Origin of the sequence: Natrialba swarupiae (genome assembly GCF_008245225.1) — an archaeon.
Classification (GTDB): domain Archaea; phylum Halobacteriota; class Halobacteria; order Halobacteriales; family Natrialbaceae; genus Natrarchaeobius; species Natrarchaeobius swarupiae.
Genome location: NZ_VTAW01000006.1, coordinates 142,664 through 158,897, shown reverse-complemented (window position 1 = coordinate 158,897; position 16,234 = coordinate 142,664). Strand labels below are relative to the sequence as shown.

The window sequence follows — 16,234 nt, the reverse complement described above, 5'->3', positions numbered from 1 at the left end:
AACCGAGTCGTGAATGCTGAACAGTAATTGCTGAGAAACTGTAGCCCTTCCGCCTGAGCACGTTTCGTCTCTTTCATTCTGTCAATAGACGTGTTCTACGCCGAAAAACAGCTGCTGGAACTAAACCCCGGAAGTACTGCTAGTCGATTCACTCGAGCGAACGCGTAAACGGCCACCGCACTCGTCGACGTGACCGGCACGATCGTTTTATTCTGTCTCACCGACGGAAAAGTATCGTCAGACTCATTTCATCATCCGCTCGAGTACCCGTATGAGCACCCCGCCCGTCCCGAGCGACCAGCCGCCGTCGCGATCCGGCGTCGTCGCTGCCCTCGGCTCCATCGGTTTCGTCGTCGTTCCGTTCGCGGTGGTTTTCGCCATCGCGTTCTCCCTCATGATCGGCCTCGTCGTCGCGTTCGGCGTCACCGGCGACCTCGAGGGGTTCGAGAGCTTCCTCACCGGTGAGTTCGAGATTATCGCGCTCGTCGCCGAGCCGGTCCTGTTCGGCGCCGTCACCGCAGGGCTTGCCGCCCTCACGTTTTCCCAGGGCTGGATTCGAAAGCGCACACTCGGTATCGAACTTCCGACCCCGAAGGAACTGCTCGTCGGCGCCGGTTCGGTCGTCGCGTTGCTCGGTATCGCACTCCTCGTCGGCTTCGTCACCGAACAGCTCGGCGTCCCATCGTCGGAGCACAGTCTCCTGACCGAGGATCGAGCCATCGGCTACTACGTCCTGCTCGCCGTCGTCTCGGTCCTTCTGATCGGCCCCGTCGAAGAGTTGCTCTTTCGCGGCCTCATCCAGAACTTCGTTCGACCGGCGTTCGGCTCCGCGGGTGCCGTCGTCTGGACGTCAATTCTGTTCGCCATCATCCACCTGCCAGTGTATCTCACGATGGGGTTCTCGTCCGCGGTCGCCTCGCTCGTCGCCATCTTCGCACTCTCGCTCGTGATGGGGGGAGTCTACGAGCAGTACCGTAATCTCGTTCTGGTGATGGGTATCCACGGCGTCTACAACGCGGTCGTCTTCCTCTCTCAGGCACCGCTCTAGGGCGGAGCGCGGTAGGACTCGCCACCTCACCCACGGCTGACTTTCGACTCCAGATCCACGTCTCGACCCCTCGAAAGGATCAAAACGGTATTTGATCCTTCGGTCGCTCTAATACTTGGACGGCCGAACGCTCGAGTATGGCAGTCCTCGCAGCGTTCAAGGACGGCTGGACCGCGCTTCGAGCGAATCCAGCGCTCCTGGTCGCGGGCGCGTTCATCGCGCTCGGCGGACAGCTCTCCGTGCTCTGGGGAATCGTCGACTCGAGCGTGGCGCCGCTGGTCTGGCTCGGCTGGCTCCTCGTCTTCCCGTTCGTCGTTGGCGGATTCATCGGGATGGCTCTCGAGGCAATCCGTGAGTCGGAGACCTCACTCGAGCGGTTCGTCCGGTCGGGACGGACCCACTACGTTCGCCTGTTGCTCGCGACGATCCTGTACGGCGCCGTCGTGTTCGGGTTCGTCGTGGTCGCCATGCTCCTCAGTATGGCCGGTTCGGTGGTCACGTTCGTCCTCGCGATGGTGGCCTCGACTGCCGTCCCGCCGGAGGTGGTCATGGTGGCGACGTTCGTGGTGATCATCGCCGGAGTACTCCTGGCCGTGGTCGCGGTGCTCGCTTTGCTCGTGGCGGTGCAGTTCTACACCGCCGCCATCGTCGTCGAAGACAAGGGCGTCGTTCCCTCGTTCCGGCGGAGTATCGGGGTCGTCCGTCGAAATCTCCCGAGCGTGATCGGGTTCTCGATCCTCTGGGCGATTGCCCTCGACGTCTTCCTGACGCCGGAGCTCACCCTGGTGTCGGCGCTGTCGGAGTACGGCCTCACGGAACTGCTCGCGATGGAACCGGAGATCGGCCAGGGGGTGTCGATCGCGCTCAGCGTCGTCGTGGCGACGGTCGGCGCCGCGTACTTCTACACCGTCTACACCGCCTACTACGTCCGCTTGCTTCCAAAGCCGGCCGACTCCGACGACGCCGACCAACCACCTGACGCCGATCCCAGCCCGGCGGACTGAGACGGGTTGCTGTCCCGACCTGCCGGCCCACCGGCCGTCCGGGTCGCTGCTGTGCCGGCACTGACGGACAGCAAACCGGGTGACTCGAGCGAGTCACGACGAAACGCATACGATCGTTCGACGGAAACACGATTACGACGAGATTCGGACACGACATGACACGACTACTGCCGACAGGGACGGACGCGTCCGTCAGTCGAAGCGGCGATCCGTCGGTGCTGTGTCTCGACGACGAGGAGACGAGGGAGGTCCTTTCGGCTCTCTCCTCGGAGACCGCACACGACGTGTTCCAGCTACTGAACGAGGAGGCCGCGACGCCGGCGACCGTCGCCGACCGCCTCGAGACGTCGATCCAGAACGTTCACTACCACCTCGGGAACCTGGAGGACGCCGGCTTGATCGAGGTCGTCGACACCTGCTACTCGGAGAAAGGCCGGGAGATGGAGGTGTTCGTCGTGGCCGAGGATCCGACCGTCGTCTTTCTCGGCACGAGCGACGACCGCACGTCGATCAAACGGGCGTTTTCGGCCTTCTCGTCGTTCGTCGGCCCTACCGCCGTCTTCCTCTCGATCGCGGAACTGTTCTCCCGGTTTACGAACGACGACTGAGACCGACCGCTACGAGTCTGTCGGGTCGATCACAGATGGGCGAGGGGTCGACCGACGATCAGCCGTCGCAGATCGTATGAGACGGACAGCAAACCGTTCGAGTTCGGGTTCCGGTGGGACCTACCACTCGAGTGCGGCGTTCAGCCCGGCCCGCGGCCAAAAGAAGTCGGTGCGTTGAAACGAGAACGGGCTGTACTGGAGACCGAATGGTGCCCCGGATCGCGGCTCGAACGGACGCGGATGGCTGTTCCTGTCTGGACTGCCGGAACGTCGGCGTGCAGACACTCCGTCGGTCGATCCTCGACGCGCTGGTCTGGAGCGGACGGCTGTTTCGAGCGCGGCCGTCGATCCTGGCGTTTGCGCTGTTTTTCGTCGGCGTCAACCGCTTTCTCGACGAGGTCGCGATCCTGTACGCACCGGAGCCACTGGTTGATACGGTCGGACTGTTAGCGGCGTTCGCGTTCCTGATCGGGCTCCGCGCGTACGTCGGAACGATCGTTGCGGGCGAGATCACCGACGACCGGGTCTCGGTTCGAAGCGCCGTCTGGCACACCCTCCGACGGACTCCCGCGCTGGTGGGTCTGCTCTGTTTTGCGTTTCTCGCGGTGCCGGCCGTGATGGGATTGGTATCGATTTCGGTGATCGTCGCGGTCGGCGTAATGTGGTTTGCGTCCAGTCAAATCGGATTCGTCGTCGAAAGCGATCTGCTGTTTACCGTGGGTGGGTACGTGTTCGTTGGCCTGATTCTGCTCACGTTCGTGCTTCCGTTGGTGATCGTGGTGTTCAAGCTCTGGTTCTCGGTCGACGCCTGCGTGGTCGGCGGCTACGGCCCGCTCGAGTCCCTGCAAACGAGTTGGGCGATCACGACGAACCTTCGCTGGAAACTCCTCCTGTTGGTGCTCGCGACGGGAGCGAGCACCGGCTTCTTCTACGTCGTCGGCTCTCTTCCCTCGGTCGGCGGCGACTCGTTCGGGTCGACAGTTGGCCTGCTGTCGACGAGCGTCGGCGAGTTGCTCTCGGTCGTCTGGTACGGCGTCTACGTCCAGCTGTACGCACAACAGATCGTCGACCACTGAACGAGACCGAACTGCGCTCGAGCCTGCACCGTCGAGCGGTTCGCTGTCCGTCGGAACGGGTCTCCCACGACACGTCTGTCACCGGCAAATGGGTCGAACGGGCGGTCCGTATCAGACCCCCGGAACCCCGAACGCGCCGACGCCGAGGCCGAGGACCGTGTTGAGGACGAACAGGATCACGAAGGCGACGAACCAGGCGGCGAAGCCGACGACTGCGGCGTCGATCCAGCCGCCGGGGTAGCGCCAGTTGATGACCCAGATCCAGGCGAAGAGCGCAAGCAACGACCCGACGAGGGGGATCCAGGACGTCACCGCCCACGCGATCGCGCCGAGAAACGCGGTCAACAATGCGCGAGAGTAGCTCTCCTCGTCGGTGACGACGCTCGCACCGAGGTAGATCGCGAGGCTCCCGACGAACAGTGCGACGACGAACGCGACGAGGGACACAACGGGCGATATCATCACCACGAACTTACTGTTCGACGGAAAAATACGCTGTGGTGAACGATCGCTCCCGCCGACCGTCAGTGTCCGTTCGGTCGCTCGAGTACCGTCAACCGGCGGTCGGTGGCTCTGCTGTCGTATTCCGCGCCGCGTAATCCACGCCGGTGGCTCTCGTCGGAACGGCTGCTCGAGGGCGATAGTGTCGATAATATCAGACCTACTATGTATTCTCGAGTCGCGTCGTACCGAAAGAGCGGTTTCAGTTCGGACGGTTCTTCGAAAGAGAAGTGATAGAACTCGTGAATCAGCTTCGTACTGACCAACGAGTTGATATGCAACAGCCCGTTATACCTGTCCAGATTATCCTCAAATGGGATCGGAGAGGCGAGAGGAGACACTCAGGGAATTGAACCAGTTCCGAGAAGCCATCATCCAGAGCGCGAACGTGTGGATCAATACGCTCGACGAGGAGGGGAACGTTACGCTCTGGAACAGAGCCGCCGAAGAGATCAGCGGCTACCCCGCCGCCGACGTCGTTGGGGACGACGACATCTGGACGCGGTTGTATCCGGACGACGACTACCGGGAGGAGATACTGCGCTCCGTCGAGGAGATTTTACAGGGGGAGAAAGCCGTCGAATCGTTCGAGACGACGATCGAAACCAGGGACGGGGCAGAGCGTATCATCTCGTGGAACTCTCACGCAATCGTCGATTCCGAGGGCGAACGACAGGGCTCGGTGGCGGTCGGCCGCGACGTCACCGAGCGCAGAGAGCGCGAACGGCAATTGCGGCGTCAGAACGAGCGACTCAACGAGTTCAGCAACATCGTGAGCCACGACCTCAGAAATCCGCTCACTATCGCACAGGGGTACCTGGGGTTGGCTCGTACGGAGTGTGACAGCGATCACCTCGAGGACGTCGATATCGCTCTCACGAGAATCGATCAGATCGTCAACCAGACGCTGGCGCTCGCTCGACACGGGCGAACGATCGATAAGAAGGAGTCGACTGATCTGGCTCAACTCGCCGAGCACTGTTGGGAGACCGTCGACACCGCTCGTGGCGAACTGGTGATCGACGACCTCCCACGTACTAACGCCGATCCGCGGGCGGTCCGTCACCTCTTCGAGAACCTCTTTCGGAACACGATAGAACACGGTGGTGACGACGTAACCGTCCGTGTCGGCCCGTGTGAAGACGGGTTTTACGTCGAAGATGATGGCGTCGGGCTCCCTGCCGATCTGGCTGACGAGATCTTCGAACCGGTCGCGTCGGGGGGTGGTGACTCCGCCGGGCTTGGGCTTGCTATCGTCAAGCGAATCGTCGAAGCCCACGGGTGGCGGATTCGGGCGACCGAGAGCACGAGCGGCGGTGCACGGTTCGAGATCGCCGGTATCGACCCCATCGAATAGCGCATACGGACTGCTGTACGTCGCTACCGAAGGACCGCGAGCAGTCTTGCGGTCACTCTGGCAAAACGTTACAGTAGACCGTATCAATCCACGAGAGGATCGTGGGTCTGAAACGAACGAATCGGACCGATTCGCCTCGAGGGCTGGATCGAGTTATCTGGAGGGAGGATCGAATTCGGTCAACTCGGGCTGTGATGATCGACGCGTATCGCCCCTGACGGCGTCGTAAGTCCGCCGGTAGCGGGCGATTTTCCGGTAGAGGTAGTAGCCGACCGCGAGATCGAAGACGATCACGTAGCCGACGAACGCAAGTTCGGGTGTGATAGGATACAGTGCCGCGGCGACGTCCGGGACGACCTGGACGGTACTGTTGTAGGTGGCATGAAGGACTGCTGCGATCAACAGCCCCTTGACGACGAGCGGTCCGGCGTACTGTGGGTTGAACTTCGCGAGCCCGAGGTAGTAGCCCGCGATGGCGGAGTAGAGGACGTGACCAGGGCCGACGAGTGCGCGAACGGTCGTAATTCCGGTTGCCGCGGCGAAAAATCCGATCTCCGCCTCGGCGACGGTGCTGGCGATGTAGATCGCGTTCTCGATGGCGGCAAACCCGAGTCCCGCGACCGCCCCGTAGACGGCACCCACGATCACCGCATCGAACGAATCGCTCCGGTAGGCGAAGACCCGAACCGCGAGGAGCTTTACGGCCTCCTCGACGGGGCCGACTATCAGGAAGAAAAAGAAGACCAATCCGACTGCGCCGAACCGTTCGAACCACGGACCCGTCAGCGAGTTTACGATCGCCGCGAACGTCGCGAACAACACGGCGAGGACGAACGTGGCAACGAGTAACCCGAGCGGTTCGGAGGACGTGATGTCCGTATACCAGATGAACGCGGCGAGCACCGCAGCCGGCACGATCGAGAGTCCGAAGAAGATTCCGAGAAGCGGCTGCTCGAGGACGAGATACCCCGGCTGAACGAGCAACAGGAGCGTGATCCCGAGTGCGACCAACAGAACGATCCCACGCAGCCCGTAGTTGATCCCCCGATAGACGCCGTAGGAGAGCCGGTCGACCGCCGACCGCGGCTCCCAGGTCGAGACGTCGTAGAGGTCGGTCGACTCCTGGTCGGCTCGCTCGACCGGATCTCGCCGTCGCGACATACGACGTCCTACGGCTTGCTTTCCGGTAAGCGTTCGTGCCACCTCGACGCGGACGGCTGTCGACTCCGATCTCTCACGGCGAGTCGGCGAAAACTCGGAATCCACAAAGGGATCGCGCGCCAACGGCCGCTATGTACTTCGATCAGCGAACCCAGCGCGCGCTTCGCGAGGTCGGCCTCGAGACCGACGATCTCCGGGCCGCCTCCGAGGCGGTCATCGAGGCCGTCGAGGCCGACGCGGCGGCGCTCGAGGCGTTTTTCGACGAACACGAGGTGGTGTACTCGGATATGGAGATGGCCCACTCGAGTGCGGCCTTTCCCGAACACACGGTCGAGTCGCTCGATCTGACGACCCACGCCGACGAGATGCGGGGCTGGCTGCGCTTCGATACGTGGGGCGTCTACGTCGAGGACGGGCGCATTCTGGACGACGGATCGGTCGAACTCACCCTCGGGCCGACGATCCACGACCGGGTCCGGTTCGCGCCCGACCGGGAGACGTTCCGATGACGAGCGTCCGCGTTCGCGGCATCTACACGACCGCCGTCACCCAGCTGCTCGGCGAGAACGGCCTCGAGGTCGTCCAGGCCTCCGGGCCGATCCGGGAGCGGTTCGACCGCTCGTTCGAGGCCACACCGGCCGACGTGACGATCTACACGACCCGCGACCGCCAGGGGCTCGAGATCTCCGGGGGGTCGGATGCTGTCGAGACGGTCTGTTCGCAACTCGAGGACGTCGCGATCGATGCGTTCCGGTGGGATGCCGACGTTCCGCGGGGAGCGGTCTTCGACGCGGAGGTGCTCGAGGCAGGTGGCGGCCGCGGCGCACCCGTTGACCTGGGCGACGGCCGGCGGGGCTATCTCAAATACGACGACGTCGACGGCTACGTCGACGCCGGTAACCGCTACCGCGTGCAGGTCGACGAGCCGACGCCGCCGTGGGACGACGATCGGCCGCTCGTCGAGTCGACCCTCGAGGTCGAGGGCGGTCTCTGTACGATCTCACGGGATCGAACCGGGGTCTCGGCGGCCGTTCGCGGCGAGCGCGGCGAGGAACTGGTCGGGATGACCGACCTGCTCTCGACCGACGTCCCCGAGGGCTGGGGCCTGCGCTGGCGGGAGACGGCCGCCGACGCCGACCTCGAGGCGATGGGCGAAGCGCTCGAAGACGGCGTCGACCGGCTGGCGACACTCGAGGACGAACTCGCCGACGCGCCCGCCGAACCCGGCGAACCGGGCGAACTCGCCGAACCGCGGGCGACGGCGTGGCTCTGGTTCGGCCGCGAGTCGCGGTTCACACTGGACGACGCCCGCCGGGAGGTCGAGACGACGATGGTCGGCCACCATCGGACGAAAGCGGCCGATCGAGCCGCGAGCGCGGCGGTCGACTTCGCCGAAGCGGTCTGTGGCTCCCCCGTAACCGACGGAAATCCGAACGGCTCGTTTCCCTTCGACGCCGTTTCGCGCCAGTTCGGTCCCGCGACGGGCGACCGCCTCGAGATCGGCCACGGCAAACCCGACGGCCGACTGATCTCGCTTGGCTACGGCGACGTCACCGCGATCGACCCCGACGGAAAGCTCACCCTCGAGCGCTCGATGGGCAGTGGCGGCAGTTACGACGCACTCGGCACACCCAAAGAAGACGGCGACACGGCGGTAACCAAGTTCCGCGAGGGTCGGTGGTGGTATCCGACGACCTACCGCGGGGCCGACGGCGGAACGAAGGGGACGTACGTCAACGTCTGTACACCCGTCGAACTGTTTCCCGACGCGATCCGGTACGTCGACCTCTACGTCGACGTGATCAAACGACCCGACGGCTCGGTCGAGGTCGTCGACGCCGACGAACTCGAGGCCGCCGTCGACGAGGGGCTGGTCGGCGAAAACCTGGCGGAGAAGGCGGAAAGTGTCGCGGAGGCAGTCGAACGCGCGCTCTCGAAGTGAGCGACTGGGGTTCAGATTCGTCTCAATCGGAAGCTAGCGCGGCCGCGTCGGCGTCGGCGACGTCGACCGTCGGGAGCAAGTGGGCGTAATCGTCGAGGTCGAGTGCGAACTCGCGGTCGATCGACGGGCGAACCCAGGAGAACTCGAATTCGGCACCGTGTTCGTCACCACCGTCTTCTACGACGTGGGTCCACCGGTCGCGCGGTTCGTGGACGATCGCGTGGTAGAAGTGACGGACGTACCGTTTCGGCGGCGAGTGACGTCGGGTCCAGACGTCCGTCGCGAGCTGTCGCGTTCCCGAGAGCGTTCCGAGTCCGCTCTCCTCTCTGACTTCGCGAAAGAGCGCCTCCCGAGGCGACTCGCCCGCCTCGAGCGTCCCTTTCGGAATCTGTAATCCGTCGTGGCCCGGCCCCTCGAAGACCAGCAACTCGCCGGTCTCTCGAGTGATGTAGGCACACGCCTTCTGGACGTAGGTGACTTCATCCATGTTACAATCCAACACACCAACCGGACGTAAAAGGATATCTCCCAGGGGATTAAATGTGATTAAGGGAGTTTGGTTGGTTCGGAGATCAATCGGAGACTGCGGCCGATTCGTACTCGGCGATCGGTTCGCCGTCGCGTCGGACGAAGACGGTCGCGAGCGCCGGCCCGGTCACGTTGTGCCAGACGCTGAACAGCGCCGGAATCAGGGCCGCGATCGGATCGAAGAACGCGACAGCGAGTGCGACGGCGAGACCGCTGTTCTGGAGGCCGACCTCGAACGCGCAGGCGCGGGCTCGTTCCTCGCTCATCTTCGTCAGCCGACCGACCCCGTAGCCGGCCCCCAGACCGAGGGCGTTGTGTACGACGACCGCGAGCACGACGACGACGCTGGCTCCGAGGACGTCCCCTGCGTTGAGGCCCACGACTGCGGCGACGATCGCGACGATGACGATCACGCTGATCGCCGGGAAGATCGAGAGCCCCGCCTTCGCCGCCGTCGGCGCGTATCTGTCGAGAAGCACGCGGAGGACGACCCCGGCGACGACCGGGATCAGGACGATCAGGACGATCTCCCGGGCCATTTCGGCGAACGTGACGGTGATCTCCTCGCCCGCGAGGACGACGACCCACGCCGGCATCACCAGCGGCGCGGCGAGCGTCGTCACCGAGGTGATCGTGACCGACAGGGCGACGTCACCACGTCCGAGGTACGTCATCACGTTCGAGGCCGTCCCGCCGGGCGCGGCACCGAGGAGGATCAAGCCGACGCCGATCTCCCAGGGAATCCCGAGGCCGACGACGAGCAGGTACGCGAAAAGCGGCATGCACACCCACTGGGCGGTCGCGCCGACGAACACGTCCCGCGGCCGCTCGAGGATCCGCCGGAAGTCCCCCGGCGAAAGCGTCAACCCCATACCGAGCATGACGATCCCGAGCAACGGCGCGATGTAGTCGGCGATCGGGGTGAACGTCCCCGGCGTGTAAAGCGCCAGCGCCGACCCAGCCAGCACCCAGACGACGAAGTACCTGCTCGTGAATCGGCCGACTCGCTCGAGAAGCGGTATCACGTTCTCCTCACCCGGACACGCGTCGGTTCGCACAGATTCGACGGCACACTCATATCCACCGCCTCGAGCCGTCGAACAGCGCTCGCAACGCGTTCGCCTCTCCTCGGCGGAGGTGTTCGGCGGCCGTACTCGGCGCACAGTCGATCGCGTCGGCGACCGCCTCGTGGTCGGCTTCGCGCGGGACTTCGTAGTAGCCGACCGAGAGGGCGGCCTCGAGCGCCTCACGCTGGCGCTCGGTCACCGTCGATTCGACCGCCCCGGAGAGCGCGGAGAGGCCGCCGACCGCGGAGATCGTCACGTCGATCGGGGCCGGAAGCGCCTCGAGCGTTCGCTGGATCTCCTCGGGCGGCCCGAACACCGCGTAGGATACCGTTCCGTCGGCGTACTCGAGCGGCGGGAGCGCGACCGCGGGACAGCGCTGAGTCGCGCCGAACAGTTCCCGGAGCGGTTCGGTCGTCGAATCCCGGACGTACGCGTAGAACGAGCCGTCGTCATCGGAGGTGAGCGCGTAGTCGAACACCTCGGGAATGCGCTCGAGGGCGTCCCGGAAGGGCTCCTGGACACCCTCGACGTAGTGCATCATTCCCAGTTCGTCGCCGACGAAACTCCAGTGCATGGCGATTGCTCGCTCGACGTACGACGCGTTGACCAGCACGTCGTACATCGGATGGATTTCGGCCTCGCGGCCGCCGGCATCGAGAGTCAGCCGGACGTACTTCATACTCGTCCTGTCGACGCCCTATACTTAAATCATCCAGACATATCCGGCGTCGCCGATTCGGTCGTACGGTCCCAACTAGGGATCGATGACACCACGGACTCGGACGCTCGTCACCGGCGCGACGGGGACGCTCGGCAACGCACTCCGGCCGCGCCTCCTCGAGGCCGGACACGACGTCCGGGCGGCGAGCCGATCGCCGCCGTCGGCGGACGACAACGACGTCGAGTGGGTCGAACTCGACGTGCTCGATGGGACTGGACTCGAGGAGGCGCTCGCCGACGTCGACGTCGTGATTCACGCCGCGTCGGCTCCCCGAGGCGACAGCGAAGCGGTCGACGTCCACGGCACCGAACGGCTCCTCGAGGCGGCCGACGACGCGGACGTCGAGAACGTCGTCTACGTCTCGATCGTCGGCGTAGACGAGGTTCCACTCTCGTACTACGAACACAAACGTCGGGCCGAGCGGGCGGTCGAGGACAGTTCGGTCCCCTCGACGGTCGTCCGCGCGACCCAGTTTCACTCGTTCGTCTTCGAGTTGCTCGAGACGGTTGCTCGAGTGCCCGTCTGGGCGTTGCCGACGCAGTTTCGCATCCAGCCGATCGACGTCGGTGAGGCGGCCGACGCGATCCTCGAGTACGCGACCCGCGAACCGAGCGGCCGCGTCCCTGACGTCGGCGGACCCGACGTTCGAACCGTCCGGGAGCTCGCGGCGGCCTACCGGGACGCGACGGGCGTTCGCCGGCCGATCGTTCGGCTTCCGGTCCCCGGTTCGACCGCCGCGGCGTTTCGCTCCGGTACGGCGACCTGCCCGGATCGAACCGTCGGAACGACCTCCTGGGAGGAGTGGCTCGGCGGTCGCCTCGAGTCGGCCGCCGAACGGTGACGTCCGCTCTGACGGCAAACGAACGTCGACGCTTCCGGTCAATCGGTCCACCAGACCGGATCAGTCGGCCGCGAGTTCGTCGAGTCCCGCCGACTCGATGTCGTCGCCGTCGACCGACGAACGAAGCGAGTCCATCCCGTCGTTGCGGTCGATGTCGAACCCGTCCTCGTACAGCCGCCCGACGCGGGCCATCTCCTCGTCGGTGAGCGTCGGAACCTCGCTGGCGGCCGCCCACTCGTCGATGTCGTCGGTCGTCCGGAACGTGGGCGTGACGCTCGCGACGGGGTCGTGGGATAGCAACCACGCGATCGACGCCTGTGCCATGGTCCGTTCGCGTTCGCCCGACTCGTCGCGCTCTGGCGGGCTTTGTCCGCTCACGGCTTTGCCGTTCGTTTCATCGAGGCCCTCACTCCGTTCGCGCCTCGCACCGCTCGAGTCGCCCGCAGACCGTGGCTCCGCGCGCTCTAAGAAGCGAAGCGTCTCGAGTTTCTCCCAGCCCGTCTCGTACCACTCGTCGGGCCGGAAGCCGCGGTGGTCGCCGTCCTCGAGTTCGGTTGCGGGCGTGACCTGTTCGTTCAGGATCCCCGAGGAGTGGGGGACCCGCGGGACGAGACTCGTCGACGACCCCGTCTCTGCGATCGTCTCGAGGAAGTGGTTGCCGACCGCCTGCTCGAGGACGTTCCACACCAGTTGTACCGAGTCGAACTCCCGCTCGATGGCGAAATCACCCTCCGCGAGCCAGCCGATCGACGGACCGAGAGCGAGTCCGCGGGCGCGGATCACCCCCTCTTCCTCGAGTTCGTCGAGCAGTTCGAGGACGTCCGGCGTGATCTCCTCGACGTTGGCGTTGTGGAGCTGGAGCACGTCGATCACGTCGACGTCGAGGCGCTCGAGGGAGCGTTCGACGGCCTCGCGGAGGTAGTCCGGATCCATCTCCTTCGGAAGTTCGCCGTGGCCGGCCTGGGGGTGGTTGTAGAAGTCGTAGCCGACTTTGGTGGCGAGGGTGACGTCCTCGCGGACGTCGGCGATGGCCTCGCCGATCAGTTTCTCGCTCCGGCCGTGGCCGTAGACGTCGCCCGTATCGAGGTAGGTGACTCCCCGATCGATGGCGTAGCGAACCATCTCGCGGGCGTCTTCCTCGGAGCGGTCACCCCACCAATCGGTGCCGACGACCCACGCGCCGAAGCCGACCTCGCTGACCTCGACATCGGAGTCGCCCAGTCGACGGTATTCCATACGTCTCATTCGGATCAAGGGGACTTATCGCGTCCGGAACGGTCAACGCGGCAGTCCGAACCGGTTTCGGTGAACCACCTCGAGTGTGCTCCCGGTACCGAACGGAGCCGAACCGCTCTTGGTGGTTCGTCGACTACGTCGGGTATGGACGGCGCTCGCCACCGGTCGCCCGATCGGATCCTGCTCGCGATCGTCCTCGCCGTCGTCGTGCTCGTTCCCCTCGCCATCAGCCAACTCGAGGTCCGACCGGACCGGATCACGGTCGGGACGGTCGTGGTGAGCATCTTGCTCGTCTCCGGCTCGATCGCGCTCCCCGCGCTCATCCTCTCGCGATGGCAGGCCGCCGACCGGTGAGCCGACCGCGACTCGCCGATCAACTCACGGCCCAGTCCCTTCCCGGTAACACTCGAGTCACCCGTACAATGCGGCGAGACGGACGTACAACCGAACCCCTATCAACTCCGCAGCGTAATTTCGGAGTATGACAAAGCGGTACGTCTCGCTCCCCGACGAGGCGGAAGACGGTATGCAGGCGTTCATCGACGAGGTCGATCGTCGACTCTCGAGCGACGAGGACACCTGTTCAGTCGTCGAGGATATCCTGATCGACCTCTCGGGTGATCGGGACGCCTACGAACGCTGGCAGCGCGGCGAGTCGGTTTCACCGGCCGAACGCGTGCGACTCCAGAGCTACGACCCCTGTAATACGACCCTCGAAAGCGAGTACTACGCCGAAAAGGACGAAAAGCGATTTCGGCGGTCGAAACATCTCCAGTGGCTCTGGCGACAGTTCGACAGCCTACCGATCGCGGACAACGTCGAGTTCGCACTCCGGTTCCGTCGGATGCTCGCGAATCACCTCTTCGAGGAGTGCGGGGAGGGCTGTCGGTTCTTCAAGGGAATCTCGTTTACGTACGGTCACAACATCACCATCGGCGACAACGCGGTCGTCCACGACGACGTCCATCTCGACGATCGCGGGAAGCTCACGATCGGCGATCGCGTCTCGATTTCCGACGGCGTGCACGTCTACAGCCACGACCACGACGTCGTCGACCAGACCGCGGTTCGAAACTATCACACGATCATCGAAGACGACGCACGAGTCACGTTCGATTCGATGATCCGGGCCGGAAACCGGGTCGGCGAGAACGCTATCGTCGGTGCACGAGCGGTCGTCCAGAACGACGTCCCCGCCCACCACATCGTCGTCGGCATGCCGGCACAGAGCGTCAAGATCAAACCCGGCTGGGAGTCGGTTGCGACGCCGATCGACGAAGCCGGCGTCAACCGCCAGGAGGAGCGCCGAATCGAGTACGACCTCCCCGACGACCTCGAGCCGTTCGACGAGTTCGGCCGTGACCTCGATCGGACGTAATCCGTTCTCGACCGTGACTGTGTGTCGATCCTGACTCAGGGAACATCCAAGTGTCTTGCGAACGAATGGCACAGTGATGGATCTCGTGGGTTGGATCATCGGCTACATGATACTGTTTGCCCTCCTCCATCTGATACTGTACTACGTGTACGTCCGCCGCGAGGATGGGGAGCAAACACGCACCCCATCGTTCGCCGATCCCGACCGAGGGCGATCGAATCTCACACCCGGCTCCGACCACTATCCACGCGCACCCGACGACGTCGACGAGATAGATGACACCGACGGGGAACACGACGTCGACGGCGAGACGATCCGCTGTCCACACTGCGGTGCCCACAACGCGGCCGACCAGACGTTTACGTACTGCTGGCGCTGTATCTCCACCCTTCGCCACTAGTACTCCCACGTGTCGACTACAGACGCGCTCGCCGACTACCTCGGCGCCGGTCCGACCGATAGCCGACTCTCGCCGCTGAATTGGACTCTCTCCCGCGCGGAACCCGACGGGACGACCGTCGGAGACCGGAGACATTAGCGAAACTGAACGACACTATTTCATGATGTTCGTTCGAAATTACCGGTCGGAGAAAACATATGTGTGTAGGCGACGTTCACTTTGTATGGTCCTCCAAATTAGGGATACACTCCAGTTCTTCGTTGGGTTTGCCCTCGCCATCGCCGTCGTCGTCGTCGGCGTCGTCGCGTACTTCGAACTCGTGAACCTCCTGTTTGGCGTCACGCCGTAGCCGCGCAGAGCGATGGACCCCATCGCACCGACGAGTGCATAGTGACTCTACTCGGTCGACGGCTCCAGTTCGCGCCTCGTCAGCGCAAACTCGAGCGCCTCGAGGTGGTCGACGCCGACGACGGCGACGACGTCACCTTCGTCGCGAACGTCGGCGAGTCGTTCGGCCATACATCGCTCGCGGGTTTCGTCCCGGTAGGCCAGTGCGGTCCCGTCCGAATCGACGCCCCCGAGCAGCGCCTGGACGGTCGCAACGTGGGAACGCTCGTGGGCGGCCTGTCGCTCGGGCGGGTCCGTGTGCGTACAGTCGTACTCGATCGGGTCGTCCCGCGTCACCGTCATCGACGTGGCGTGGGTCAGCGTGGCGGCGACCCGACAGGCCAGCGCCTCCCGTGTCGCGCCGCCGAGACTCGAGACGACCCGGCGGGCCGTCGCGGGTGAGACGCGGTCGGCGACCAGCCGGGTTACCAGCCGTCGAACGAACGACCAGTTCGGGGCGTCGATGCCGACGACGTCCACGTCGGGTGACGCGCGGATCGCTGCGCTCATCTCGCCGCCGAATCGTGGCGAATCGGATTCGTCCGCGCCGCCAGCGGCGTACGTACGGTACAGCGGGAGGGCAGCCGACGGCAACTCGAGTGCGAGGACGTCGGGATCGACGGCCTCGAGGACGCGCTCGACGCGGGCGACGCTCGCCGGGTGGTCGTGGACGACGCCGAGGAGGATCAGATCACCGGCGGATCCCTCGAGGTGGCGACAGAACTGCTCGGTGATCCGTGGGTCGTCGAACGATTCGGGGGCGGGCGGACAATCGTCCATTGTTCGAACGGTAATACGTGACTACCGGCATAACGCTTCCGTTGTGGTAAACAGTTGATTAGAAAGAGAGTCACTCTCTGGAGAACGATCTCGCGACAGCTCTCACGAGAGTTGCCGGCGGTGCTCGGCTACTCTCCTCTCGATATCCACATCTCGGAGGTGAGGGAAGCGTACGTGTAGGCAGTGGATACTCGAGACA

Annotated in this window: 19 protein-coding genes; 12 read left to right on the top strand and 7 right to left on the bottom strand. The window is 64.4% G+C overall.

The window, feature by feature from the left end; genetic code table 11:
* The first annotated feature begins 271 nt into the window (after window positions 1-271).
* The 4 genes from FYC77_RS07165 to FYC77_RS07150 all read left to right on the top strand — a co-directional run bounded on the left by FYC77_RS07165 (window position 272) and on the right by FYC77_RS07150 (window position 3,736).
* Window positions 272-1,048 carry a CPBP family intramembrane glutamic endopeptidase gene (locus FYC77_RS07165; protein ID WP_149080820.1) on the top strand — a complete coding sequence of 259 codons (777 nt, stop codon included), beginning with the start codon at window positions 272-274 and terminating at the stop codon, window positions 1,046-1,048.
* Window positions 1,049-1,185: 137 nt separating this feature from the next.
* On the top strand, window positions 1,186-2,052 hold the full coding sequence (locus FYC77_RS07160) for a DUF7847 domain-containing protein (protein WP_149080819.1): 867 nt from the start codon (window positions 1,186-1,188) through the stop codon (window positions 2,050-2,052).
* 155 nt (window positions 2,053-2,207) lie between these two features.
* Window positions 2,208-2,660 carry an ArsR/SmtB family transcription factor gene (locus tag FYC77_RS07155; RefSeq protein WP_149080818.1) on the top strand — a complete coding sequence of 151 codons (453 nt, stop codon included), beginning with the start codon at window positions 2,208-2,210 and terminating at the stop codon, window positions 2,658-2,660.
* A gap of 206 nt (window positions 2,661-2,866) precedes the next feature.
* Window positions 2,867-3,736, top strand: a complete 870-nt coding sequence (locus FYC77_RS07150) for a hypothetical protein (protein WP_149080817.1) — start codon at window positions 2,867-2,869, stop codon at window positions 3,734-3,736.
* Window positions 3,737-3,847: 111 nt separating this feature from the next.
* On the opposite strand, the gene FYC77_RS07145 is transcribed toward FYC77_RS07150, so the two are convergent.
* Complete coding sequence (locus FYC77_RS07145; protein ID WP_149080816.1) at window positions 3,848-4,198, bottom strand: hypothetical protein; 351 nt, start codon at window positions 4,196-4,198, stop codon at window positions 3,848-3,850.
* A gap of 352 nt (window positions 4,199-4,550) precedes the next feature.
* On the opposite strand from FYC77_RS07145, the gene FYC77_RS07140 reads away from it, so the two are divergent.
* Entirely contained in the window at window positions 4,551-5,594 is a 1,044-nt protein-coding gene (locus FYC77_RS07140; protein ID WP_149080815.1) for a PAS domain-containing sensor histidine kinase, read from the top strand.
* 153 nt (window positions 5,595-5,747) lie between these two features.
* On the opposite strand, the gene FYC77_RS07135 is transcribed toward FYC77_RS07140, so the two are convergent.
* Complete coding sequence (locus FYC77_RS07135) at window positions 5,748-6,755, bottom strand: PrsW family intramembrane metalloprotease (RefSeq protein ID WP_149080814.1); 1,008 nt, start codon at window positions 6,753-6,755, stop codon at window positions 5,748-5,750.
* A gap of 131 nt (window positions 6,756-6,886) precedes the next feature.
* Here FYC77_RS07135 and FYC77_RS07130 point away from each other — a divergent pair, with 131 nt between their 5' ends.
* Both FYC77_RS07130 and FYC77_RS07125 read left to right on the top strand, forming a co-directional pair.
* Window positions 6,887-7,264, top strand: coding sequence for a DUF7532 family protein (locus tag FYC77_RS07130; protein ID WP_149080813.1), 378 nt, complete (start codon window positions 6,887-6,889; stop codon window positions 7,262-7,264).
* Window positions 7,261-8,697 (top strand): DUF402 domain-containing protein, encoded by a 1,437-nt coding sequence (locus tag FYC77_RS07125; RefSeq protein ID WP_149080812.1) that lies wholly within the window; start codon window positions 7,261-7,263, stop codon window positions 8,695-8,697. The genes FYC77_RS07130 and FYC77_RS07125 overlap by 4 nt, the downstream gene beginning before the upstream one ends.
* A gap of 22 nt (window positions 8,698-8,719) precedes the next feature.
* Here the strand turns inward: FYC77_RS07125 and FYC77_RS07120 are convergent, their stop codons facing one another.
* From FYC77_RS07120 to FYC77_RS07110, 3 genes are all read right to left on the bottom strand, one after another.
* Window positions 8,720-9,184, bottom strand: a complete 465-nt coding sequence (locus tag FYC77_RS07120) for an NUDIX hydrolase (protein ID WP_149080811.1) — start codon at window positions 9,182-9,184, stop codon at window positions 8,720-8,722.
* A gap of 85 nt (window positions 9,185-9,269) precedes the next feature.
* A complete protein-coding gene (locus FYC77_RS07115) occupies window positions 9,270-10,250 on the bottom strand; it encodes a bile acid:sodium symporter family protein (RefSeq protein WP_202911786.1) in 981 nt (326 codons plus the stop codon).
* A gap of 49 nt (window positions 10,251-10,299) precedes the next feature.
* Window positions 10,300-10,971, bottom strand: coding sequence for a helix-turn-helix domain-containing protein (locus tag FYC77_RS07110; protein ID WP_149080809.1), 672 nt, complete (start codon window positions 10,969-10,971; stop codon window positions 10,300-10,302).
* 85 nt (window positions 10,972-11,056) lie between these two features.
* Here FYC77_RS07110 and FYC77_RS07105 point away from each other — a divergent pair, with 85 nt between their 5' ends.
* Entirely contained in the window at window positions 11,057-11,854 is a 798-nt protein-coding gene (locus FYC77_RS07105) for an SDR family oxidoreductase (RefSeq protein ID WP_149080808.1), read from the top strand.
* 60 nt (window positions 11,855-11,914) lie between these two features.
* Here FYC77_RS07105 and FYC77_RS07100 read toward each other — a convergent pair whose 3' ends face one another.
* On the bottom strand, window positions 11,915-13,090 hold the full coding sequence (locus FYC77_RS07100; RefSeq protein WP_149080807.1) for an aldo/keto reductase: 1,176 nt from the start codon (window positions 13,088-13,090) through the stop codon (window positions 11,915-11,917).
* A 144-nt stretch (window positions 13,091-13,234) separates the two neighbouring features.
* Between FYC77_RS07100 and FYC77_RS07095 the strand changes: the two genes are divergently transcribed.
* The 4 genes from FYC77_RS07095 (at window position 13,235) to FYC77_RS20860 (ending at window position 15,217) form a co-directional block, all read left to right on the top strand.
* A complete protein-coding gene (locus FYC77_RS07095; RefSeq protein WP_149080806.1) occupies window positions 13,235-13,444 on the top strand; it encodes a hypothetical protein in 210 nt (69 codons plus the stop codon).
* Between the two features lie 127 nt (window positions 13,445-13,571).
* Window positions 13,572-14,468, top strand: coding sequence for an acyltransferase (locus FYC77_RS07090; RefSeq protein WP_149080805.1), 897 nt, complete (start codon window positions 13,572-13,574; stop codon window positions 14,466-14,468).
* A gap of 76 nt (window positions 14,469-14,544) precedes the next feature.
* Complete coding sequence (locus FYC77_RS07085; RefSeq protein WP_149080804.1) at window positions 14,545-14,868, top strand: DUF7577 domain-containing protein; 324 nt, start codon at window positions 14,545-14,547, stop codon at window positions 14,866-14,868.
* Window positions 14,869-15,091: 223 nt separating this feature from the next.
* Window positions 15,092-15,217, top strand: coding sequence for a hypothetical protein (locus tag FYC77_RS20860; RefSeq protein ID WP_274381025.1), 126 nt, complete (start codon window positions 15,092-15,094; stop codon window positions 15,215-15,217).
* A 47-nt stretch (window positions 15,218-15,264) separates the two neighbouring features.
* Here FYC77_RS20860 and FYC77_RS07080 read toward each other — a convergent pair whose 3' ends face one another.
* Complete coding sequence (locus FYC77_RS07080; RefSeq protein ID WP_149080803.1) at window positions 15,265-16,035, bottom strand: hypothetical protein; 771 nt, start codon at window positions 16,033-16,035, stop codon at window positions 15,265-15,267.
* Between the last annotated feature and the right edge of the window lie 199 nt (window positions 16,036-16,234).